This window comes from Streptomyces sp. H27-H1 (genome assembly GCF_026627445.1).
Taxonomy (GTDB): Bacteria; Actinomycetota; Actinomycetes; order Streptomycetales; family Streptomycetaceae; genus Streptomyces.
In genome coordinates this window covers 191,451-214,067 of sequence record NZ_JAPNLJ010000012.1, presented here as the reverse complement: position 1 = coordinate 214,067, position 22,617 = coordinate 191,451, and the positions used below count along the sequence as shown (strand labels likewise).

The following is a 22,617-nucleotide window of genomic DNA, read 5'->3' as shown; positions in this document are numbered from 1 at the left end:
AACCGAAGAACATCGAACTCGCCGCATGAACCCGACACGGATGAACTACCTCAAACCAGGCGGCTCGGGGGTTGACGAAAGACATAGGGGCACCCCCCGGGTGGAACGCGGCGGCCCCGCACCGGAGAACCGGTGCGGGGCCGCCGCGTACGTACGGTGGTGCTACTCGCAGACGCCCAGGCGCTCCAGGATGAGCTCCTTGACGCGTGCCGCGTCGGCCTGGCCGCGGGTGGTCTTCATGACCGCTCCGACCAGCGCGCCGACGGCGGCGATCTTGCCGCCGCGGATCTTGTCGGCGATGCCCGCGTTGCCCGCGATGGCCTCGTCGACGGCCGCGCCGAGCGCGCCCTCGTCCGAGACGACCTTCAGGCCGCGCTTCTCGACGACCTCGTCCGGGGTGCCCTCTCCCGCGAGAACGCCTTCGAGGACCTTGCGGGCCAGCTTGTCGTTGAGCTCACCAGCCGCGACCAGAGCCGCGACGCGCGCGACCTGGACGGGGGTGATGGGCAGCTCGTCGACGACGACGCCCTGCTCGTTGGCGTTGCGCGCCAGCTCGCCCATCCACCACTTGCGGGCGGCCGTGGAGTCGGCGCCGGCCTCGATGGTGGCGACGATGGAGTCCACCGCGCCCGCGTTGAGGATGGACTGCATGTCGTGCTCGGTGACGCCCCAGTCCTGCAGGAGGCGGTTGCGGCGCACGCGCGGCATCTCCGGCAGGCCGGAGCGCAGTTCCTCGACCCAGGTGCGGGCCGGGGCGATCGGAACCAGGTCGGGCTCCGGGAAGTACCGGTAGTCCTCGGCGTTGTCCTTGATGCGGCCGGCCGTGGTGGAGCCGTCCTCCTCGTGGAAGTGCCGGGTCTCCTGCACGATGGAGCCGCCGGAGGAGAGCACCGCCGCGTGGCGCTGGATCTCGAAGCGGGCCGCACGCTCGACCGAGCGCAGCGAGTTGACGTTCTTCGTCTCGCTGCGGGTGCCCAGCTCGGACTCGGGGGTGGGGCGCAGCGACAGGTTGACGTCGCAGCGCATCTGGCCCTTGTCCATGCGGGCCTCGGAGACGCCGAGCGCCTTGATGACCTCGCGCAGTTCGGCCACGTACGCCTTGGCCACCTCGGGGGCGCGCTCGCCGGCGCCCTCGATCGGCTTGGTGACGATCTCGATGAGGGGGATGCCGGCGCGGTTGTAGTCCAGCAGGGAGTGGGACGCGCCGTGGATACGGCCGGTGGCGCCGCCGACGTGCAGCGACTTGCCGGTGTCCTCCTCCATGTGGGCGCGCTCGATCTCCACGCGGAAGATCTCGCCGTCCTCCAGCTGGACGTCGAGGAAGCCGTTGAAGGCGATCGGCTCGTCGTACTGGGAGGTCTGGAAGTTCTTCGGCATGTCCGGGTAGAAGTAGTTCTTCCGGGCGAAGCGGCACCACTCGGCGATCTCGCAGTTCAGCGCGAGACCGATCTTGATGGCGGACTCGATGCCGATCTCGTTGACGACCGGCAGCGCGCCGGGCAGACCGAGGCAGACCGGGCAGGTCTGCGAGTTGGGCTCGGCGCCCAGCTCGGTCGAGCAGCCGCAGAACATCTTGGTCTTGGTGCCGAGCTCGACGTGGACCTCGAGGCCCATGACGGGGTCGTACGACGCGAGGGCGTCCTCGTACGACAGCAGTTCGATGACAGTCACAGTGGAAATTCCCTCTCAGCCCAGCAGGACGTCGTCGTCGCCGAGACGCTTCAGCTCGCGGTACAGGATCGCGAGGCCGGTGACGATGGCGGCGGCGGACACGACGGCGTCGAGCAGCTTCAGCGTGTCGTGCTCGGTGCGGGCCTTCTTGGCCTGCTTGACCACACTGAGGGCACCGAAGGCGGTGGTGCCGATCGACAGGTACGTACCGGACTTGGACTTCCTGAAGCCCTTGGCCTTGGACAGCGCACTCGTATTCGAACTCACAGCGACGGAGCCTCCTCAAGCAGCGGGTGTCCCCAGCGCTCGACGAAGGCGGCCTCGACTGCGGCACCCACCTTGTACAGGCGGTCGTCCTTCATCGCCGGGGCGATGATCTGGAGCCCGACCGGGAGACCGTCCTCCGGGGCCAGGCCGCAGGGAAGCGACATGGCGGAGTTGCCGGCCAGGTTGGTCGGGATGGTGCACAGGTCCGCGAGGTACATGGCGAGAGGGTCGTCGGAACGCTCGCCAATCGGGAAGGCGGTGGTGGGCGTGGTCGGGGAAACGATCACGTCGACCTGCTCGAATGCCTTCTCGAAGTCCCGCGTGATGAGCGTGCGGACCTTCTGGGCGGAGCCGTAGTACGCGTCGTAGTAGCCGGAGCTGAGCGCGTACGTACCGAGGATGATGCGGCGCTTGACCTCGTCACCGAAACCGGCTTCGCGGGTCAGGGCGGTGACGTCCTCGGCGGAGCGGGTGCCGTCGTCGCCGACGCGCAGGCCGTAGCGCATGGCGTCGAAGCGGGCCAGGTTCGAGGAGGCCTCGGACGGCGCGATGAGGTAGTACGCGGCCATCGCGAGGTCGAAGGACGGGCAGTCCAGCTCCACGATCTCGGCGCCGAGCTCCTTGAGCAGGACGACGGACTCGTTGAAGCGCTGGACGACGCCGGCCTGGTAGCCCTCACCGGCGAACTGCTTGACGACACCGACGCGCATGCCGGCGACGGAGCCGTTGCGGGCCGCCTCGACGACCGGCGGGACCGGGGCGTCGATGGAGGTGGAGTCGAGCGGGTCGTGACCGGCGATGACCTCGTGGAGCAGCGCCGTGTCCAGGACCGTGCGGCCGCAGGGGCCGCCCTGGTCCAGGGAGGAGGAGAAGGCGACCATGCCGTAGCGGGAGACCGCGCCGTACGTGGGCTTCACGCCGACGGTGCCGGTGACGGCGGCGGGCTGGCGGATGGAGCCGCCGGTGTCCGTGCCGATCGCGAGCGGCGCCTGGAAGGCGGCCAGCGCGGCCGCGGAGCCGCCGCCGGAGCCGCCGGGGATCCGGGTGAGGTCCCAGGGGTTGCCGGTGGGCCCGTAGGCGCTGTTCTCCGTCGACGACCCCATGGCGAACTCGTCCATGTTGGTCTTGCCGAGGATGACGATGTCGGCTTCCTTCAGCCGGCGCGTCAAGGTGGCGTCGTACGGCGGGATCCAGCCTTCGAGGATCTTGGAACCGACGGTGGTGGGAATCCCGACGGTGGTGAAGATGTCCTTGAGGGCGAGCGGTACGCCGGCCAGCGGGCCGAGCTTCTCGCCGGCCGCGCGCTTGGCGTCGACGGCGGCCGCCTGGGCGAGAGCTCCCTCGCGGTCGACGTGCAGGAAGGCGTGGACCTTCTCGTCGGTCGCCTCGATACGGGCCAGGTGGGCCTCGGTGACCTCGACGGCCGTGAGCTCGCCGGAAGCGATCTTCTCGGCGGTCTGGGCGGCCGTGAGCTTGATGATGTTGATGTCAGCCATGGTGATTAGTCCTCCCCCAGGATCTGCGGCACCTTGAAACGCTGCTGCTCCTGGGCGGGAGCGCCGGAAAGCGCCTGCTCGGGGGTGAGCGACGGACGGACCTCGTCCGCGCGCATGACGTTCGTCAGCGGCAGCGGGTGGGAGGTCGGCGGGACGTCTTGGTCGGCGACCTCGGAAACGCGGGCGACCGCGCCGATGATGTCGTCGAGCTGTCCAGCGAAGTGGTCGAGCTCTTCGCTCTTCAGCTCCAGACGGGCCAGCCGAGCGAGGTGGGCGACCTCCTCGCGCGTGATGCCAGGCATGCAGCGATCCTCTGGGGGTGGTGAGTGTGTAGCTTTCGGGCCCAATCCTATGGGGCCCGGCCCCCGGCCGACGCAACGGTTTCCTCCGGAGGCGGTACGGGCCCCTCATGCGCGGCCGATTCCACACCTCCGGCGGGCTGCGCCCCACCCGTTCCCCGTCGACGCATACGCCGCTGCGCGGGGCCTGCCCCCTCCCCGCAGGGCAGGCGTCAGCCGGTCAGAGCGGCGCGGGCCGCGGCCAGGGTGGCCGGCAGGGTGAGGTGGACCGTGAGGTCCGGGCGGGCGAGGCGCAGCTGGGTGTGGACGTCCGCGCAGCGCGGATAGCCGGGATCCGTCCCGACGACCAGCCTGCGGGCGGGAGCGGCCGCCGCCGCCCCCAGTTCGTACAGGGTGATCGGCTGGACGGTCAGCGAAGGCTCACACGCGGGGAACCAGAACAGCGTGAGGTCCGCCCGGACGAGGTGCTCGTACTCCCACGCGATCTGGATGTCCGTCTGCGCCGGGTCGGACACGTCGAAGTCCGCCCGGCGCGGGTTGAACACGACGAATTCGGCGAGCGCGGCCGCCGCCCGCGACTGCCACGGCGGGCAGTGCGTGATCCCGCCCGCCAGGAACACCGACGGCGGATCCCCCGCGGCGGGCCGGTGCGCCGTCGGTGCTTCGACGTATCTCACTGCGGCTGGGCCGCGGCCGTCTGGACGGCGGCAGTCTGCGCCGCCGCCTGCGCCGCGAGCTCCGCCTTGATGTCGGCGGGCCGGCGCCAGCCGCGCTCGCCGCGGGCCAGCAGCCAGGCCGTGGCCTCCTGCGGGGGCATCGCGGCGGCGACCAGCCAGCCCTGGACGGCGTCGCAGCCCAGGTCGCGCAGCCGCTCCCACGTCTCGTCGTCCTCGACGCCCTCCGCGACGACCAGCAGACCGAGGGAGTGGGCGAGGTCCACCGTGCAGCGGACGATCTCCGCGTCCTGGGCGTCGACGGCGAGCCGGGCCACGAAGGAGCGGTCGATCTTCAGTTCGCTGACCGGCAGCCGCCGCAGGTGGACGAGGGAGGAGTAGCCCGTGCCGAAGTCGTCCAGGGACATCTTCACGCCGTGGCCGGTCAGTCCGGCCATGGTGTCGGCGGCCCGCTGCGGGTCCTCGAGCAGGACGTGTTCCGTTATCTCCAGCTGCAGCCCGCTCGCCGGGACCCCGTGCCGGGCGAGGCGCGCGGCCACGGCGCCCGCGAAGCCGGGTGTGTGGACGTCGCGCGGCGACACGTTGACGGCGACCGGGACCTTGAGGCCCTGGGCCCGCCACCGGGCGACCTGCGCGAGCGCGGTCTCCAATACGTACTCGGTCAGGTGCGGCATCAGCCCGGAGGTTTCCGCGATCGCGATGAACTCGTCGGGCGAGACCCGTCCGCGCTCCGGGTGCACCCAGCGCACGAGCGCTTCCAGCCCGGCCACCTTGCCGTCGAACCGGACCTTCGGCTGGTAGTGCAGTTCCACCTCGCCCGCGTCCAGCGCCCGGCGCAGGTCGCCCAGCAGGCCGAGCCGGTCGGGGGTGTTGCTGTCGCGCTTGGACTCGTAGACCTCGACTCCCGTCCGGTCGCGCTTCGCCTGGTACATCGCGACGTCGGCGCGGCGCAGCAGTCCCTCCGCGTCGAGCGCGTGGTCGGGGAAGACGGCGAGGCCCGCGCTGGCCTCCAGGACCAGGGTGAGCCCGTCGAGGTCGAGGGGGGAGCTGAGCTCGGCGACCAGGTTGCGGGCGACCCGCTGGGCGCTGGTGGTGGAGTCGGCGATGGGCAGCAGGACGGCGAACTCGTCGCCGCCGAGCCGGGCCGCCTCGGCGTCCGGAGGCAGGGCCTGGCGCAGCCGGTCCGCGATCTGCAGGAGCAGCCGGTCGCCCGCGAGGTGGCCGAGGGTGTCGTTGACCGCCCGGAAGCGGTCCAGGTCGATGAGTACCAGGGCCGAGCGGGTGCCCATGCGTTCGGCCTGGTCGAGTGCGCTCCAGGCGCGTTCCAGCAGCCACTGCCGGTTCGGCAGTCCGGTGAGCGGGTCCCGCAGCTGCTCCTCGGCGCGGGCGCGGGCGATCCACAGGGTGGAGTCCAGCGCGATCAGCGGTACGGCGAACAGTGGCAGCAGCACCGGCTGTGATTCGGCGACGACGCAGATCAGCGGGGCGATGCCGAGGAGGGCGACGGCGACGAGGGCCTGGCGCAGGAGTGCGGTACGGGCCACCGTGGGCAGTCCCCCGCCGCTGGGGGCGAGGGCGAGCCAGAGCAGGACGCGGGTGACGAGCAGGTACGCGACGGCGACCAGGATGACCTCGGGGACCGCGTCGAGCGTCCAGCCGGTGGGCCGCCACGGCTGCTCGACGGAGGGGGACTCGCCGAACGCGGCGAGGACGAGGGCGCCCGCGCCGATGCCGAGGATGTCGGTGGCTCCGTGCAGCAGGCCCTGGCGCCAGCGGTGTCTGCGGGCGGCGCCGACGAGGGAGACCACGGCGAGGGAGACCAGGCCGGCGGGGACCCATCCGTACAGGATGAGGACGCCGAGGGTCAGGGCCGCACCCGATCCGGTGCCGCCCCACCAGCGGTCACGGCCGAGGGCGACGAGGTGGCCGACGATGATGCCGGTGAGCAGGGCGAGCGCCCAGCCGATCTGACCGCCGGGGAACAGGGCGTGACGGCTGGTCAGCGCGGTGATGATGCCGATGCCGAGCACGATGGCGGCGAGGGCCACGATGACGACGGGCAGCGCGAGGTGCCCGCCCGCCCGGCCCGATCCGGTGTCGAGCGGTCGCGTTCGCGGTGTCCTGGCCCCCAGGACACCGAGCCGGCCCGTCCGCATGGATGGGAACTTCCCGCCGAAACCTGGTGACGGGTCGGCGCTTTCGGTGGGTTTCATGCCCGTCCCTCTCACAGCCGGCGATGCCGATGCCACGCGATGGCCCCGATGTCATGCCATCACGGCTGGAAGCGCGTCAAGCAGCCGTGCACGACAGGCGCACCCCTCAACAGTAGGACGCGGGAGGCGCCCAGGGGCAGCGGTCGGCGGCGGTTGCCCGAATACGACCCAGCCATCCTCATCAGTACGGTATCCGCCGAACGGGTGAGTTTGGACCAGGCCCCCTGATGGCCCGTCCGATGATCCGACAGGCCCCGGGCCCGCCACCAGCCTTGTACCGGCCTCGCATGAGCCCGGTACCAGCCGTTCGCCGCCGGGTGCCACCGCCGACCGCGCCCGGCGCACGCCCGCTCGTACGGCCGCACGCCACGCATCCGTTCGCCTTCGCTACTCCGCTTCGGTGGCGCCGTCCACCGGGAGCGCGGCCTCGCGCGCCGCGTCCGGACCGTCCGTCAGCAGGACGGCGAATCCGGCGTCGTCGAGGATGGAGAGCTTCAACTGCACTGCCTTGTCGTACTTCGAGCCGGGATTGTCGCCGACCACGACGAAGGAGGTCTTCTTCGAGACGGAGCCCGTCACCTTGGCGCCGCGGCTCTGCAGGGCCTCCTTCGCACCGTCCCGGGTGTGGCTCTGCAAAGTGCCGGTGACGACGACGGTCAGTCCCTCCAGTGGGCGCGGACCCTCCTCCTTGCCGGAGCCCTCCTCCTCCATCCGGACGCCGGTTTCCCGCCACTTGCGCAGGATTTCCTGGTGCCAGTCGACGGCGAACCATTCCTTGAGGGAGGCCGCGATGATCGCGCCGACCCCGTCGGTGGCCGTCAGCTCTTCCTCGGTGGCCTGCTCGATGCGCTCGATCGACCGGAACTCGCGGGCGAGGGCCTGTGCCGCGACCGGTCCGACGTGACGGATCGACAGACCGTTGATGATGCGGGCGAGCGGACGCTCCTTGGCCGCCGCGATGTTCTCGAGCATCGACAGGGCGTTCTTCTTCGGCTCGCCCTTCTGGTTCGCGAAGACCGTGACGATCTTCGGCTCACCGGTCTTCGGGTCCCGCTTGGGGAGCCCGCTGTCCGGGTCCAGGACGTACGCCTTGATGGGGAGCAGCTGCTCGATGGTCAGACCGAACAGGTCCCCCTCGTCCAGCAGCGGCGGCTGGGCGGGCTCCAGCGGGCTGGTCAGCGCGGCGGCCGCCACCATGCCGAAGTTCTCGATGTCCAGGGACTGCCGGCCGCCCAGGTAGAAGATCCGCTCGCGCAACTGGGCCGGGCACGTCTGGGCGTTGGGACACCGGACGTCGATGTCCCCCTCCTTCATGGGCCGCAGCGCCGTCCCGCACGCGGGGCACTCGGTCGGCATCACGAACTCCCGCTCGCTGCCGTCCCGCAGGTCCACCACCGGCCCGAGGATCTCCGGGATGACGTCGCCCGCCTTGCGCAGGACGACGGTGTCCCCGATGAGCACGCCCTTGGCCTTGACGACCTCCTGGTTGTGCAGCGTCGCGAACTCGACCTCCGAGCCCGCCACCGTCACCGGCTCCACCTGGGCGTACGGGGTCACGCGCCCGGTGCGGCCCACGCCGACCTTGATGTCGATCAGCTTGGTGTTGACCTCCTCGGGCGCGTACTTCCAGGCGATCGCCCAGCGCGGCGCGCGGGCCGTGGAGCCGAGCCGGCCCTGGAGGGCGATCTCGTCGAGCTTGACGACGACCCCGTCGATCTCGTGCGCGACCGAGTGCCGGTTCTCACCGAAGTAGGCGATGAACTCCCGGACCTCGGCGAGGGAGGAGACCACCTTGTTGTGCTGGGCGGTCGGCAGACCCCACTCGTGCAGCAGCTCGTACGCCTGCGACTGGTACTCGATCTCGAAGCCCTCGCGGGCGCCGATGCCGTGCACGACCATGTGCAGCGGGCGGCTCGCGGTGACCTTCGGGTCCTTCTGGCGCAGCGAACCGGCCGCCGCGTTGCGCGGGTTGGCGAAGGGCTTGCCCTCGGCCTCGACCAGGCGGGCGTTGAGCTCCTCGAACTTCTCCATCGGGAAGAAGACCTCGCCGCGGATCTCGACCAGGTCCGGGATCCGGTCGCCCTTGAGCCGGTCGGGGATCTCCGCGATGGTGCGGACGTTGGGTGTGATGTCCTCGCCCGTGCGGCCGTCGCCGCGGGTGGCCGCGCGGGTCAGGCGGCCGTTCTCGTAGGTGAGGTTGACGGCGAGGCCGTCCACCTTCAGCTCGCAGAGGTAGTGGTAGTCGGAGGTGTTGGCGTCCCGGGCCACACGCTCGGCCCAGGACGCCAGTTCCTCGTCGTCGAAGGCGTTGTCGAGAGAGAGCATCCGCTCGCGGTGCACTACGGAGGCGAAGTCCGTCTCGTACGCCCCGGCCACCTTCTGGGTGGGCGAGTCGGGCGTGCGCAGCTCCGGGTACTCCTCCTCCAGTGCCTCCAGCGAGCGCAGCAGCTTGTCGAACTCGGCGTCGCTGACGACCGGCTGGTCGTTCACGTAGTACCGGAAGCGGTGCTCCTCGACCTGCTCGGCGATCAGCGCGTGCTGCTCGCGCAGTGCCGCCGGTACGGCCGTGTCGCTGCCCTGCTTCTGTTCGGCTGCCATGCCGTGTCCTCCCGTGACCCGTCTTGATCCATCACTCAGGGTTGTCGGCGAGCGACCTCGCCGCCCTGACGCAGTGCGCCTGAACCGCCCGCGCGTAGGCGGGCGAAGCGCCCGCCAGACCGCACGACGGGGTGACCACGACGGACTCCGCGAGAGTCCCCGGGGTCAGCCCCAGCCTGCGCCAAAGCTTCCTGACACCCATGACGCTACCGCCCGGGTCCGACAACGGGCCGTCGGTCCCGGGCACCACTCCGGCGAAGAGTTTGGTGCCGGCTTCGACGGCTTCCCCGATGGCGTCATCCTCGCGCTCGGTGAGCAAGGAGAAATCGAACGACACGCCCGAGACCCCGGCGCGTCGCAGCAGACCGAAAGGCACTTCGGGCGCGCAGGAGTGGACGATGACCTCCCCGTCGTGGACGGCGAACAGCTCGCGCAGCGTCCCCTCGACGACCTGCCGGTCGACGGCGCGGTACGTGCGGTAGCCGCTGGCGGAGCGCACCCTGCCGAGCAGGACCGAGGTGAGCGAGGGCTCGTCGTACTGGAGCACGATCTCGGCGCCGGGGATGCGGCCCCGTACGTCGGCCAGGTGGGCGCGCACGCCTTCGGCGAGGGATCCGGCCAGGTCCCGGCAGGCGCCCGGGTCCTGGAGCATGGCCTCGCCGCCGTGCAGTTCCAGGGCGCCGGCCAGCGTCCACGGGCCGACGGCCTGGACCTTCAGCCTGCCCTCGTACCCCTGGGTGAACTCCTCCAGGGCGTCGAGGTCCTCGCCGAGCCAGGAGCGGGAGCGCTTGCTGTCGCGGCCGGGGCGGTCGCTGATCCGCCAGCCGCTCGGCTCCACGTGCGCGTGCATGTCGACGAGCAGTCCGAGGGAACGGCCGATCATGTCCGCGCCCGGGCCCCGGGCGGGCAGCTCGGCGAGGTACGGGAACTCCTCGAAGGAGCCGGTGACGGTCTTGGCGGCTTCGCGGGCGTCACCGCCGGGGAGCGAGCCGACTCCGGTGGCTCCGCCGGTGCGGCTCGCGCTCATCGGCCGGGCCTGACGGTGAGGTCGCTGACCACGGCGTCGCGGGGCAGGTCGACGGCCATCACGATGGTGGTCGCCACGGACTCGGGGTCGATCCAGTCGGCGGGGTCGTAGGACTCGCCCTCCTGGGAGCGGACCTTGGCCTGCATGGGCGTGGCGGTGCGGCCCGGGTAGACGGAGGTGACGCGGATGCCGTTCTCCTTCTCCTCGGCGCGCAGGGAGTCGGCGAGGGCCTTCAGTCCGTGCTTGGAGGCGGCGTAGGCGCTCCAGTCGGCGTGGGCGGCGAGCCCGGCGCCGGAGTTCACGAAGACGACGGTGGCGTGGGAGGCGCGCAGGGTGGGGAGCACCAGCCGGGTCACCTCGGCGGGGGCGATGAGGTTGATGTTGAGCTGCTGGTGCCAGGTCTTGGGCCGCAGCTCCCCCACCGGCCCGAGGTCCACGGTGCCGGCGATGTGCAGGAGCGAGTCGATCCGCTCCGGGACGGCCTGCTTGGAGAAGGCCCAGGAGAGCCGGTCGGGGTCCGCGAGGTCCCCGACGAGAGCGCGGGATCCCGGGAACCGCTCGGTGAGCTGCTTGCCGCGGGCGGCGTCGCGGGCGAGCAGGACGAGGTCGTCGCCGCGGGCGTGGAGGCGGGCCGCGACGGCGGCGCCGATGCCGGATCCGGCACCGGTGATCAGGTGAGTAGCCATACGGTCCATGCTCGCACCCCACCCACCACCGCCGGCCCGCGGCGGCGGCCCCGCGGATGCGGCCCGAACACCGAGGGGCGGCATCCGGCGCCGACCGCGTGAGTCCGCTGTCAGGGGCGGTCCTCGCGGAGGGGTCCGGGGGAAGCAGCGGACTCTTTCCGCCGGCGTGTCCATCCCGCTCCGGCCAGGTCAGAGGGCTGACGCGCGGGCCGGGTTGATCACCTCGCGGGCCTTTGCCGCGCGGTGGGCGGACACCCCCGGCCCGGCGAGGAGGTCGAGGTCCACGCCGACGGCGCCGTGGGAGGACTGGTACCGGCGGCCGTCGACGAGGTAGCTGGACCGGCTTCCCATCGCTACAGGCCCGCCGCCGTGCGGAGGGTGGCGGCCGTCTTCGCGGCGTCGTAGTCCGGGGGGACGCCGTCGACGAGGATGATGTCTCCCGCGATGTGGTCGGCGCGCAGCGGGATCAGTGCCTGGTAGGCGGGCGACGCGTACCAGGCGCGGGCGGCCTCCAGGGCCGGGAAGGCGATCATCACGATCGTGCCGGGCCAGCTGCCCTCCATGACCTCGACCTCGCGGCCGTGGACGATGAAGCGGCCGTCGAAGGGGTCCATGGTGGCCTGGATCTCCTCGATGTAGCGGAGGATGTCCTCGTTCATGGTCTCGGGGCGTATGTGGGCGATGGCGTAGGCGGTCATCTCTGGCCTCTTCTTCCCTGCGGGATCGGCTTGTTGGTCCGATCCTGCCCCGTCGGCGCCCCGGGGTCGATTACCTCCGGGGTCATCGGCGGGCGGCGGGTGTCAGCCGGCGAGGTACGCGCGCAGGACGGTCACCTCCGACTTGTTGCCCGAGCGGTCGGTGACGGCGGCGCGCAGGGATACCGTGCCGCCCTTGGCCGGGGTGCGGACCTCGACCCTGCCGTCCCGGACGTGGAGCGGGCGCCAGGTGCGGCCCTCGTCGTAGGAGACCTGGACCCGCAGGGAGGCGGGGGCGGTGGCCGCCGGGCCCTGGACGGTGACCGGGAAGTTCGCCGTGCGGCCCGCGGGCAGGGTGCCGTCCAGGGCCGGGCGGGCGTCGAAGCGGACCACCGAGACGGGGATCGGGGTGGGTTCGGCCGTCTCCTTCGAGCGGAACCACCAGGTCGCCGTGGTCTCGGAGGAGGTCCCGGAGAGTTCCGGGCGCAGCCGGGTGGTGGTGGTGAGCTCGTACGAGGCCTCGCCCGGCGGGACCGCGAACGGCTCGCTCGACTCCAGCGGGCTCTCGCTGCGGCCCGCCTCGACTCCGTCGCGGCGCAGGACGGTGCTGCCGGTGGCGTCGTGGAACCCGCCCGCGTGGTTCGCGCCGTCCGCCAGCAGCGGTACGGAGCCCGCGATCGAGCCGCCCTCGCGCAGCACCCCGTGCGCGGCGTCGGTGCGAGGTGCGAAGACCGCCGCGTTGAAGCGCTCGCGGTAGGTGCGACCGCCCTCGAAGGTGCGCCCGCCCTGCGCCTCGTAGGCCGCCTCCTCCCGCGGGAAGCCGTTCTCGTCGTGGCCGGCGCTCTGGGTGAAGAGCAGGTCCCAGGTCACCTCGTCGAGGGAGGACACGTAGAGCGTGGCCGTGTTCGGCAGTGGCCGCCGGAAGGACATCGAGCTCCCGGACCGGCTGCCCGGGAGGTTTCCCATCGCGACGAGCGTGCCCTCCTTGCCCGGGGCCGAGGCGCCCTGGCCGACGACCAGGGCCGCCAGGTCCCGGTGCTTGAGGTGCCGGGTGTAGCCGGTGGCGAGGTTCTTCACGGGGCCTCCCAGCACCGCGTGGTACTCCGCGGAGGCGCCGTCCGCCCAGTGCACGTCCCACTGCTGGCGGAGCGTGCCGGGCGCGGGCTGCGGGCCCAGCTGCCGGCTGCGGAACCCGGTGAGCGAGTCGAGCCAGAAGCCGAAGTCGTAACTGGCGTCGCCCTCGCGCAGCGTGTAGGTGGGCATCACGAACTGGGCCTGCGCCGACTTCGACGGGACCGTGATCTCCACCGGGCGGGTGGTGCGCGCGTCGAGCGTGACCGTGGTGTCGGCGGTGACGTCGAGCCGGGGTTGGACGATCCAGTCGGCGCCCTTGGTGAGGTCGAGCGGGTCGACGACGAGGGAGGCGTCGAGCAGGTAGCCGCCCTTGGGGACGCGCAGGGTGACGGTGCCGGAGGCGTCGTAGGCCTCGAAGCGGCGGGCCGCCGCACTGCCCCTGGTGCCCTGGACGGTGGTGGAGTAGTCCTTGGCCGGTTTCCCGTCGCGGGCGAGGTGGCGGAGCGTCAGGTCGTAGGACTCGGCCTCGCGTTCGGCGACGGCGGCCGTACGCACCCGCTGGCCTCCGCCGGTGACGGTCGCGGTGGTGTACGCGCTGTACGTGCCGTCCACCGTGCCGCCGAGCCGGGTGTCCACGGTCAGCGCGGTCTCGGCGGTTTCGCCCGCGGGGACGGTGAGCCGGCCGGCGCCGAGGGCGAAGAAGCCCTCGGGCGCGGGCGCGCCGCCGGGGCCGCTGCCCGCGACGGTGAGGTCGAGGGTGACGGGTACGGAGCCGAGGTTCCGGTAGGTGATCTTCCGGGACTGCGGGGTGTCGTCCGCGTGCGGCCAGCGCTGCGTGTCGAAGGTCAGCGCCGCCGTCTGGGCGACCACGCTCTGGCCCAGCGCGCCGTCGACGGCGATCCGGCCGGTGCCCTGCTGGTACGGGGTGTACGCGGCGCCCTTGGCCGAGCCGGTCAGCGCGCCCTTGAGCTCGGCGCCCTTCCACTGCGGATGCTGCTGCTTGAGCAGGGCGGCGGCCCCCGCGACGTGCGGGGTGGCCATGGAGGTGCCGGAGATGGTCAGGTAGCCGGCCGGGTCCTGGCCGCTCTCGCGCTCGATGACGCTGCCGGGGGCGGCGGCCGCGGTGATGTCCACGCCGGGGGCGGTGACGTCCGGCTTGACTCCGCCGTCGCCGACGCGCGGGCCGGTGCTGGAGAAGGGGGCGAGGGCGTCGGCGTCGTCGACGGCGCCGACGGTGAGCGCGGCGTCCGCGGTGCCCGGGGAGTTGACGGTGCCGGGGCCGCGGCGGCCGCTGTTGCCCGCCGCGACGGCGAACAGCACCCCCGTCTCGGCGCTGAGTCTGCCGACGGCCGCTTCGAGCGGGTCGAGCTGGGGGGTGTCGGGGCCGCCGAGGCTGAGGTTGACGATGTCGGCGCCCTGGGCGAGGGCCCATTCCATGCCGGCGAGGATCCAGGAGTCGCGGCCGGAGCCGCGGTCGTCGAGGACCTTGCCGTTCAGGAGCTTCGCGCCGGGGGCGACGCCTTTGAAGGCGCCGGCCGAGCGGGCCCCGCTACCGGCGGCGATGGAGGCGACGTGCGTGCCGTGGCCGAAGTGGTCCGCGGCGTCCGCGGCGGCGGAGAAATTCTGTTCGGCGACGACCTTGCCCGCGAGGTCGGCGTGGGTGGCGTCGATGCCGGTGTCGAGGACGGCGATCTTCACGCCGGCGCCGTCGTACCCGGCGGCCCAGGCCCGGTCGGCGCCGATCTGCCGGGTGCTCTTGTCCAGGGTGGCGGTGCGTACGGCGTCGAGCCAGACCGTGGCGATGCCCGGGGCCGCGGCGCGGCCCCCGACGTCCCGCCGGGGGTCGGTGAGCGCCTCCCAGAGGGCGGCGGCGGCGCGGGGGGCCGCGCTGACGGCCTCGGCGTCGAGGATGGGATAGGTCCCGGTGACCTCGAGGCCGCCGACGGTCCGCAGGGCGGACCGGGCGGCGGGGGCGGGGCCCTGGTAGCCGACGATCAGCTGGAGCCGGCCGTCCGGGTGGGCCCGGTACTCGGGGCGGTTCAGTTCGGTGACGTCGAACAGGCGGGGGTCGAGCTTCCCGGCGCGGATCAGCGGCTGGGCGTCGTACGGCAGGACGCTGGTGTGGCCGTTGTCGCGGCGCATCGAGAACGGTATGTGCTCGCGGCCCGGGGCGCGTTCGAGGGCGATGGGCTCGCCGTCGGCGTCGAGGACGACCCGGTCGCCGGTGACGAGGGTGACGCGGGTGGTCGCGGAGTGCGGGGAGTTCGCGGCTGACGACGCGGTCGCGGATCGTGTGCCTGACGGGCCGGTCGCGGGCGTCGCGGCGGCCGGGGTGGTCAGCCCCGCCGCGAGCGCGAGGGCTGCGGCCGCCGCGATCGAAGCGGCCGCCCCCGCCCTGGCCTGGTGGTTGCGCACGTGGTTCCCCCTGAGCAGAAGAGTGCAGGGCCACGCAGTATGCCGATGTCCTGACGGTGCATCAATGGTGCGTAGGGGCAGGGGAGTTGGGCTGGAAGGTGCGCCGGTAGGCGATCGGGGAGATACCGAGGGTGGAGCGCATGTGCTGGCGCAGGGAGTTGGCCGAGCCGAAGCCGGAGCGGTGGGCGACCAGGTCGACGGGGAGGTCGCTGGCCTCCAGCAGCTGTCGTGCCACTTCGAGGCGTTGGCCGGTGATCCACTGCACCGGGGTCATGCCGACCTCGTCGCGGAAGCGGCGGGTGAAGGTGCGCAGGCTCATCCGGGCGTGGGCGGCCAGCTCGGCCAGGGCGATCGGCTCGGAGAGCCGTTCCAGGGCCCAGGCCCGGGTGGCGGTGGTGGTGGCGAGCGTGGGTTCGGGGACGGGCCGGTCGATGTACTGGGCCTGGCCGCCGTCCCGCCACGGCGGTACGACGCACAGCCGCGCGGCCCGGTTGGCGACGGCCGTGCCGTGGTCGCCGCGGATCAGGTACAGGCAGAGGTCGACCCCGGCCGCGACGCCCGCCGAGGTCAGGATGTCCCCGTCGTCGACGAAGAGCACGTCCTCGTCGAGCTTGACCAGCGGGAAGGCCCGCTGGAAGGCGGGAGCGTGCGCCCAGTGCGTGGTAGCGGGCCGGCCGTCGAGCAGCCCGGCCGCGGCCAGGACGCAGGAGCCCGTGCAGATGGAGACGATGCGGGTGCCGGGGCGGATCGAGGCCAGGGCGTCCACGAGCTCCGGCGGCAGCGGGGCGCCCCGCATCAGCCCGTCCATGGCGTGGGTGGGCGGGACGACCACCGTGTCGGCGGCGGCCAGCGCCTCGGGGCCGGAGCGGACCCCGACGGTGAATCCGGCGTCGCTGGTCACGGGCTCGCCGTCGGCGGTGCAGACGGTGACCTCGTAGAGCGGGTTCCCGGCCTCGTCGAAGGCATTGCCGAACACCCTGGACGGCATGCCCAGCTCGAACGGGGGAACCCCTTCGAGGGCGAGCACGGCGATGCGGTGCGGGCGCGGCGGTCGGGGCGGGGTCGGCGAGTCCATGGCCAGATTCTGTCACATAGTGGCCGTACGGCCAGTTCCTCGCGGAGCCGCGTACGGCCAGGCTGGGGTCCCCGGGCGGCGGAAGACCGCCGGGACCTGCGAAAACCGCGGGAATCGACCAGAGGAGACATCCATGCGTGCCGTCGTCGTCAGCCAGTGGGGCGGACCCGAAGTACTCACCGAGACCGAGCTGGACCGGCCGGAGCCGGCCCCCGCCGAGATCCTGGTGCGGGTCCGCGCGGCGGGCGTCAACCCGGTCGACTGGAAGACCCGCGCCACCGGCGGCCTGATCTCCTGGGGCCCGGTCCCGGCCGTCGGCTGGGACGTGTCCGGCACGGTCGAGGCCGTCGGCCCGGGCGTGACCCTGTTCCAGCCGGGCGACGAGGTCTTCGGCATGCCGCGCTTCCCGCACCAGGCGAGCGCGTACGCCGAGTACGTGACGGCCCCGGCCCGGCACTTCGTCCGCAAGCCCGCGAACATCGACCACACCGCGGCGGCCGCGCTGCCGCTGGCGGCCCTGACCGCCTACCAGTCGCTGGTCGACACGGCGGGCCTCACCGCCGGGCAGCGGGTGCTGATCCACGCGGCGGCGGGCGGCGTGGGCCACCTCGCGGTGCAGATCGCCAAGGCCTACGGGGCGTACGTGATCGGCACCGCCAGCGCCGGCAAGCACGAGCTGCTGCGCTCCCTGGGCGCCGACGAGCTGATCGACTACCACTCGGCCGACTTCGCCGAGGCCGTCGGCGCGCCCGTCGACATCGTGCTGGACTCCGTCGGCGGGGACTACGGGCAGCGTTCCCTGGCGGTCCTCAAGCCCGGCGGGCACCTGGTGACCCTGCCGAGCCCGGACGACGTACCGGCGGACGCGCCCGGGGTGCACACCGGCTGGACGCTGGTGGAGCCGGACTACGCGGGTCTCAAGGCCGTGGCCGCGCTGGTGGAAGAGGGCCGGCTGCGGCCGGTCGTCGACACCGTGCTGCCGCTGGCCGAGGCCGCGAAGGCGCACGAGATCGGCGAGCGCGGCCGGACCACCGGCAAGATCGTGCTGACGGTGGCCTGACCGGGCCCCCCGGGGCGCTGGGGCCGGGCCCGGCCGGGGCCCGGCCCGACCGGGGCCCGCGCCGTCCTAGACCGCGGCCGCCGTGGCCCGCGTCGTCGCGGAGATGGTGGCGGAGCCGACCACGCGGGTGCCGTCGTAGAGGACGATCGCCTGGCCGGGGGCGACTCCGCGGACCGGCTCGGCGAAGCGGACGCGCAGTTCGCCCTCGACCAGCTCGGCGAAGACCTCGGTCTCGCCGCCGTGGGCGCGCAGCTGCGCGGTGTACGTGCCCGGGGCGGCGGCGGTGGAGCCGCACCAGCGGGGGCGGATCGCGGTGAGGGCGGTGACGTCGAGGGCCTCGACGGGGCCGACGGTGACGGTGTTGTTCACCGGGGAGATGTCGAGGACGTAGCGCGGCTTGCCGTCGGGGGCCGGGTGGCCGATCCGCAGGCCCTTGCGCTGGCCGATGGTGAATCCGAAGGCGCCCTCGTGGGTGCCGACCTTCTCGCCGGTGACCTCGTCGACGATGTCGCCCTCGGCCTTGCCGAGTCGGTTCGCGAGGAAGCCCTGGGTGTCGCCGTCGGCGATGAAGCAGATGTCGTGGCTGTCGGGCTTCTTCGCGACGGCCAGGCCCCGCTGCTCGGCCTCGGCGCGGATCTCTTCCTTGGTGGTGAGGGTGTCGCCGAGCGGGAAGAGCGCGTGGGCGAGCTGCTTCTCGTCGAGGACGCCGAGGACGTACGACTGGTCCTTGGCCATGTCGGAGGCGCGGTGCAGCTCGCGCGTGCCGTCCTCGGTCAGGACGACGGTGGCGTAGTGGCCGGTGCAGACGGCGTCGAAGCCGAGGGCGAGGGCCTTGTCGAGCAGCGCGGCGAACTTGATCTTCTCGTTGCAGCGCAGGCAGGGGTTCGGGGTGCGCCCGGCCTCGTACTCGGCGATGAAGTCCTCGACGACGTCCTCGCGGAAGCGCTCGGCGAGGTCCCAGACGTAGAACGGGATGCCGATGACGTCGGCGGCACGGCGGGCGTCGCGGGAGTCCTCGATCGTGCAGCAGCCGCGGGCGCCGGTCCGGAAGGACTGCGGATTCGCGGAGAGGGCGAGGTGGACACCGGTCACGTCGTGCCCGGCTTCGACCGCCCGGGCGGCGGCGACGGCGGAGTCCACGCCGCCGGACATGGCGGCAAGGATGCGAAGGGGGCGGGTGGCGCTCGGCAGATTCTCAGTCATGGCACCGTCCAGGGTACGGGGGAACCGCGCGGGGTCACAGCGCGTTCTCGCTGGCAGGGGGTGGATCACCATGGGGAGCAGGAGCGACAAGGGCGGTACGGGGGCCAAGCGGCCGGGGCGGACCCGCAGGGCGGTGCTGTTCGGCGGGCTCGGGGTGCTGGCGGTGGCGGCGGTCGCCGGGCGCGACGAGCTCGGCCGGGCCTGGTGGCTGGTACCCGGGGTCTCCAAGCCGAGACGGGACGGCGAACTGGACCACGTGGGGGCGACGTGGACGGCGGCCTCTCCGGCGAACTGGCGGATGGCGGACCGGCCCGCCGACTACCGGGTGGACCGGATCGTCGTCCACGTCACCCAGGGCAGCTTCGGCTCGTCGGTGGACGCCTTCAAGAATCCGTTCCACCGGGCGTCGGCGCACTACATAGTCGGCGGGGACGGCCACGTCGAGCAGATGGTGCGCGAGCTCGACGTCGCCTTCCATTCGGGCAGCCGCTCCATGAACGAGCGCAGCGTCGGCATCGAGCACGTCGGGTTCGTGAACCGGCCGCGGGATTTCACGGACGCGATGTACGAGGCTTCGGCGCGGCTCGCCGCCGACATCTGCAGGCGGTACGGGATACCGGCCGACCGTGAACACATAGTCGGCCACTCCGAGGTGCCGGGAGCCGACCACACGGATCCCGGCCGCCACTGGGACTGGAACCGCTACATCCGCATGATCAACGAGGCCGGCGCCGACGGCACGTCCTGACCGGGCCCCGCCCTGACTGAACCCCGCCCTAACTGAGCCCCGCCGTGCGGGCGCGGGCCACGGCCGGGCCGATGGCGGCGGCGACCGCGTCCACGTCGGCCCGCGTGGAGGTGTGGCCGAGGGAGAAGCGCAGGGTCCCGCGGGCGAGGCGGGGATCGGTGCCGGTGGCCAGCAGTACGTGGCTGGGCTGCGCCACGCCCGCCGTGCAGGCCGAGCCGGTGGAGCACTCGATGCCCTGGGCGTCGAGCAGGAGCAGCAGGGAGTCCCCCTCGCAGCCCGGGAAGCTGAAGTGCGCGTTGGCGGGGAGCCGGCCGTCCGGGTCGCCGCCCAGGACCGCGTCGGGTACCTCGCGGAGCACGGCGGCGACGAGTGTGTCGCGCAGGGCGCCGATCTCGGCGGCAAACCGTTCGCGCCGCTCGGCGGCGAGCACGGCGGCCACCGCGAAGGCGGCGATGGCCGGGACGTCGAGGGTGCCGGAGCGGACGTGCCGCTCCTGACCGCCGCCGTGCAGGACGGGTACGGGGCTCTGGTCGCGGCCGAGCAGCAGTGCGCCGATGCCGTACGGTCCGCCGACCTTGTGGCCGCTGACGGTCATCGCGGCGAGGCCGCTGTCGCCGAAGCGGACATCGAGCTGACCGAAGGCCTGGACGGCGTCGGAGTGTAGTGGGACGCCGAACTCCCGGGCGATGGCGGCAAGTTCCTCGATCGGCATGACGGTGCCGATCTCGTTGTTGGCCCACATGACGGTGGCGAGGGCGAGGTCGTCGGGGTTGCGCGCGACGGCCTCGCGGAAGGCGTCGGGGTGCACGCGCCCGTAGCGGTCCACCGGCAGGTACTCCACCTGTGCGCCCTCGTGCTCGGCGAGCCAGTGCACGGCGTCGAGGACGGCGTGGTGCTCCACGGGGCTGGCGAGGACGCGGGTGCGGGCGGGGTCGGCGTCGCGGCGGGCCCAGTAGATCCCCTTGACGGCGAGGTTGTCGGCCTCGGTGCCGCCGGCGGTGAACACCACCTCGCTCGGACGCGCCCCGAGCGCTTCGGCGAGGGCCTCACGGGCCTCCTCGACGGTGCGGCGGGCGCGGCGGCCGGCGGCGTGCAGGGAGGACGCGTTGCCCGTGACGGCGAACTGCGCGGTCATCGCCGCAGCGGCCTCCGGCAGCATCGGGGTGGTGGCGGCGTGGTCGAGGTAGGCCATGATCCCCTGATTCTACGAGTCCCCCGTACCCCCGATTCCCAGCCGGGTGCCCCCGGGCCCCGGGACGAAGCCCCAGTACCGGCCGTGACCCGCACAACTCCCGCCCGCCACCCCCGAAGCCCGGGCCGCACCCAAGGCCCCTGGGGCTCCGCCCCAGACCCCGCGCCTCAAACGCCGGCGGGGCTGGAATTTCCCGGACCGCCGCCGTGAGGTGCGCAGGTCCGGGGCCGACCCGAGGGAACGGGAGTGGGTCCCGGAGCGCAGCCCCCGGGAACGGGAACGGATCCGGGGCGCAGCCCCAGGGAAGGGCTCCGGGGAACGGGTCCGCAGAACGGGAGGTCCGGGCGTAGCCCCGGGGAACGGGCGAAGGGTGGGTAGGGGAACGAGCCCCGCAGGGCGCGCCACCCGCACCCGCCCACCGGTCCCGCCCTGGACGGCGCCGGCGACAACTCCGCCCGGCCACCCGCCGGACGGAGTTCGGCGCAGCGGCGCGAAGCCGGTGAGGCCCTCCGGGGCCGAGCCGTGCGAGCGGCGCGTCACAAAGGAGCGGCCCTCCGGGGCCGAGCCGTGCGAGCGGCGCGTCGAAAAGGGGTGGCTCAGCGCGGGGCGCGGGCCAGTTGGCGGGACTGGGCCACCAGGCGGTCCGCCGAGTCCCAGACCTCCGCGTCCTCCTCGAGGAAGCCGCCCGCCAGGTTGCGGGTGGTGATGGCTACGCGGAGCGGGCCGGGCGCCGGGCGCCGGCGGACGTGGGTGGTGAGTTCCACGGTCGGGGTCCAGCCGAGCAGGCCGAGGTCGAAGGAGGTCGGCGGGAGTGCGTCCACCGCCAGGAGGAGGGAGAAGGGGTCCGCGTCGCGCCCGTCGGCCAGTTCGAACCAGGACCGCATCTCGCCCTTGCCGGACGGCTGTCCGACGGCCCAGCCGGCCGTCGCCGGGTCCAGGCGCAGCCGGAGCCGGTCCACGATCGCCGAGCTGCCGGGGATCGGGGCCGGGCCGGCCTCGGGGCCGAGGCAGTCCTCGTAGGCGGGCATGACGGGCGGGAGGGCCGTGGTGTGGACGGAGTCCGGGAGCGCAGAGAGGTCGCCGTAGGAGGCCAGCACGCGGATCCGCTCGATCTCGGCACCGTTCTCGTCGAACTGGAAGAGGGAGGCCTGTCCGGCGGAGAGCGTGCGGCCGACCCGTACGACTTCGGTGCGGATCACGGCGGGGCCGGGTACCGACGAGGTCAGGTAGTGCGCGGAGACCGTGAAGGGGTCCGGGTGCGGCAGTGCCGAGGACAGGGCGCGGCCGACGAGGGCCAGGAGGTAGCCGCCGTTGACGGCGGTGATGATCGTCCACCCGGCGGAGAGGTCCGCGTCGTACACACCGGGCTCGTCCGCGCGGGCGGTGACGGTGGTGTCGCGGTCGAACTCGCTGTCGCCGATGGAGGCCTTGGCAGCTGCGTGTGACATGGAACGACCTTACACCCGCTACCTACTAAGCGGTAGCTTTCCTAGCGGGGTCCGATGAGGCGGCGCGGCGGCTACGGCTCCTCCGCCACCGACGAGCGGCGGTTCCACGCGAGCGGTGCCCGCCAGTGGTAACGGATGGCCAGCAGCCGCAGCACGAAGGTGGTGACGATCGCCAGGCCCGTCGTGATGGCGTTCAGCGTGTCGAAGCTGATGAAGAGGGCCACCATCGAGGCGCCGATGACGGCCGGCACGGCGTACATCTCCCGGTCGCGCAGCAGCGAGGGCACCTCGTTGACGAGGACGTCGCGCAGGACGCCCCCGCCGACGGCGGTCGCCAGGCCGAGCGCGGCGGACGCGGTGAGGCCGAGGCCGTACTCGTACGCCTTGGTCGTGCCCGTCACGCAGAACAGCCCGAGGCCGGCCGCGTCGAAGACGTTGATGGCGCGGTTGATGCGCTGGACCTCGGGGTGCAGGAAGAAGACGAGCGCGGAGGCGATCAGCGGGGTGACGAAGAACCCGAGATCGCTGAAGGCGGCGGCGGGAGTCGCACCGATGACGATGTCGCGGAACAGGCCGCCGCCGAGGGCCGTGACGAGCGCGAGGACGACGATGCCGAAGACGTCGAAGTTCTTGCGTACGGCGAGCAGGGCGCCGGCCGTGGCGAAGACGAAGATGCCCGCGAGGTCCAGGCTGTGCTGGACTCCGGGCGGGAAGAGATCGTGGAGCACCGGCTCATTCTGCCGGTCGATTGGCAGCGGGCCTGAACGGGTGGGGTG

Annotated in this window: 19 protein-coding genes; 2 read left to right on the top strand and 17 right to left on the bottom strand. The window is 72.7% G+C overall.

Translation table 11 applies throughout. The annotated features are described in order from the left end of the window. Positions 1–162: 162 nt before the first annotated feature. The 13 genes from gatB to OTB20_RS16095 all read right to left on the bottom strand — a co-directional run bounded on the left by gatB (position 163) and on the right by OTB20_RS16095 (position 16,190). A complete protein-coding gene (gene gatB, locus OTB20_RS16155) occupies positions 163–1,671 on the bottom strand; it encodes an Asp-tRNA(Asn)/Glu-tRNA(Gln) amidotransferase subunit GatB (protein ID WP_267752195.1) in 1,509 nt (502 codons plus the stop codon). Between the two features lie 15 nt (positions 1,672–1,686). Next, entirely contained in the window at positions 1,687–1,938 is a 252-nt protein-coding gene (locus tag OTB20_RS16150; RefSeq protein ID WP_267752194.1) for a hypothetical protein, read from the bottom strand. Beyond that, a complete protein-coding gene (gatA, locus tag OTB20_RS16145) occupies positions 1,935–3,434 on the bottom strand; it encodes an Asp-tRNA(Asn)/Glu-tRNA(Gln) amidotransferase subunit GatA (protein WP_420716410.1) in 1,500 nt (499 codons plus the stop codon). Before gatA ends, OTB20_RS16150 begins: the two co-directional genes overlap by 4 nt. A gap of 5 nt (positions 3,435–3,439) precedes the next feature. Continuing rightward, complete coding sequence (gatC, locus tag OTB20_RS16140) at positions 3,440–3,736, bottom strand: Asp-tRNA(Asn)/Glu-tRNA(Gln) amidotransferase subunit GatC (protein WP_007266718.1); 297 nt, start codon at positions 3,734–3,736, stop codon at positions 3,440–3,442. Positions 3,737–3,945: 209 nt separating this feature from the next. After that, on the bottom strand, positions 3,946–4,410 hold the full coding sequence (locus OTB20_RS16135; RefSeq protein ID WP_267818145.1) for a nucleoside 2-deoxyribosyltransferase domain-containing protein: 465 nt from the start codon (positions 4,408–4,410) through the stop codon (positions 3,946–3,948). Then, the gene (locus tag OTB20_RS16130; RefSeq protein WP_267818143.1) at positions 4,407–6,620 is read right to left on the bottom strand and encodes a putative bifunctional diguanylate cyclase/phosphodiesterase; all 2,214 of its coding nucleotides are present in this window, start codon (positions 6,618–6,620) and stop codon (positions 4,407–4,409) included. Before OTB20_RS16130 ends, OTB20_RS16135 begins: the two co-directional genes overlap by 4 nt. Before the next feature lie 387 nt (positions 6,621–7,007). Next, the gene (gene ligA / locus OTB20_RS16125) at positions 7,008–9,218 is read right to left on the bottom strand and encodes an NAD-dependent DNA ligase LigA (RefSeq protein WP_267818141.1); all 2,211 of its coding nucleotides are present in this window, start codon (positions 9,216–9,218) and stop codon (positions 7,008–7,010) included. A 31-nt stretch (positions 9,219–9,249) separates the two neighbouring features. Further along, positions 9,250–10,245 (bottom strand): methionine synthase, encoded by a 996-nt coding sequence (locus OTB20_RS16120; RefSeq protein WP_267818140.1) that lies wholly within the window; start codon positions 10,243–10,245, stop codon positions 9,250–9,252. After that, positions 10,242–10,931, bottom strand: coding sequence for an SDR family oxidoreductase (locus tag OTB20_RS16115; RefSeq protein WP_267752189.1), 690 nt, complete (start codon positions 10,929–10,931; stop codon positions 10,242–10,244). Before OTB20_RS16115 ends, OTB20_RS16120 begins: the two co-directional genes overlap by 4 nt. Before the next feature lie 189 nt (positions 10,932–11,120). Beyond that, a complete protein-coding gene (locus OTB20_RS16110) occupies positions 11,121–11,282 on the bottom strand; it encodes a hypothetical protein (protein WP_267818139.1) in 162 nt (53 codons plus the stop codon). A gap of 2 nt (positions 11,283–11,284) precedes the next feature. Beyond that, a complete protein-coding gene (locus tag OTB20_RS16105) occupies positions 11,285–11,629 on the bottom strand; it encodes a DUF1330 domain-containing protein (protein ID WP_267818138.1) in 345 nt (114 codons plus the stop codon). Positions 11,630–11,731: 102 nt separating this feature from the next. Next, a complete protein-coding gene (locus OTB20_RS16100; RefSeq protein ID WP_267818137.1) occupies positions 11,732–15,115 on the bottom strand; it encodes a S8 family peptidase in 3,384 nt (1,127 codons plus the stop codon). Between the two features lie 61 nt (positions 15,116–15,176). After that, positions 15,177–16,190 carry a GlxA family transcriptional regulator gene (locus OTB20_RS16095; RefSeq protein ID WP_267818135.1) on the bottom strand — a complete coding sequence of 338 codons (1,014 nt, stop codon included), beginning with the start codon at positions 16,188–16,190 and terminating at the stop codon, positions 15,177–15,179. A gap of 133 nt (positions 16,191–16,323) precedes the next feature. On the opposite strand from OTB20_RS16095, the gene OTB20_RS16090 reads away from it, so the two are divergent. Next, on the top strand, positions 16,324–17,250 hold the full coding sequence (locus tag OTB20_RS16090; RefSeq protein WP_267818134.1) for an NADP-dependent oxidoreductase: 927 nt from the start codon (positions 16,324–16,326) through the stop codon (positions 17,248–17,250). Positions 17,251–17,316: 66 nt separating this feature from the next. On the opposite strand, the gene mnmA is transcribed toward OTB20_RS16090, so the two are convergent. Beyond that, entirely contained in the window at positions 17,317–18,453 is a 1,137-nt protein-coding gene (gene mnmA, locus OTB20_RS16085; RefSeq protein ID WP_267818133.1) for a tRNA 2-thiouridine(34) synthase MnmA, read from the bottom strand. A 70-nt stretch (positions 18,454–18,523) separates the two neighbouring features. Here mnmA and OTB20_RS16080 point away from each other — a divergent pair, with 70 nt between their 5' ends. Next, positions 18,524–19,201, top strand: a complete 678-nt coding sequence (locus OTB20_RS16080; RefSeq protein WP_267818132.1) for an N-acetylmuramoyl-L-alanine amidase — start codon at positions 18,524–18,526, stop codon at positions 19,199–19,201. A gap of 28 nt (positions 19,202–19,229) precedes the next feature. On the opposite strand, the gene OTB20_RS16075 is transcribed toward OTB20_RS16080, so the two are convergent. From OTB20_RS16075 to OTB20_RS16065, 3 genes are all read right to left on the bottom strand, one after another. Further along, positions 19,230–20,393: a cysteine desulfurase family protein gene (locus OTB20_RS16075; RefSeq protein WP_267752183.1), complete on the bottom strand. Its 1,164-nt coding sequence runs from the start codon at positions 20,391–20,393 to the stop codon at positions 19,230–19,232. A gap of 596 nt (positions 20,394–20,989) precedes the next feature. Continuing rightward, a complete protein-coding gene (locus tag OTB20_RS16070; RefSeq protein WP_267818131.1) occupies positions 20,990–21,841 on the bottom strand; it encodes a thioesterase family protein in 852 nt (283 codons plus the stop codon). Positions 21,842–21,912: 71 nt separating this feature from the next. Further along, complete coding sequence (locus OTB20_RS16065) at positions 21,913–22,569, bottom strand: trimeric intracellular cation channel family protein (protein ID WP_267752181.1); 657 nt, start codon at positions 22,567–22,569, stop codon at positions 21,913–21,915. Positions 22,570–22,617: the final 48 nt, after the last annotated feature.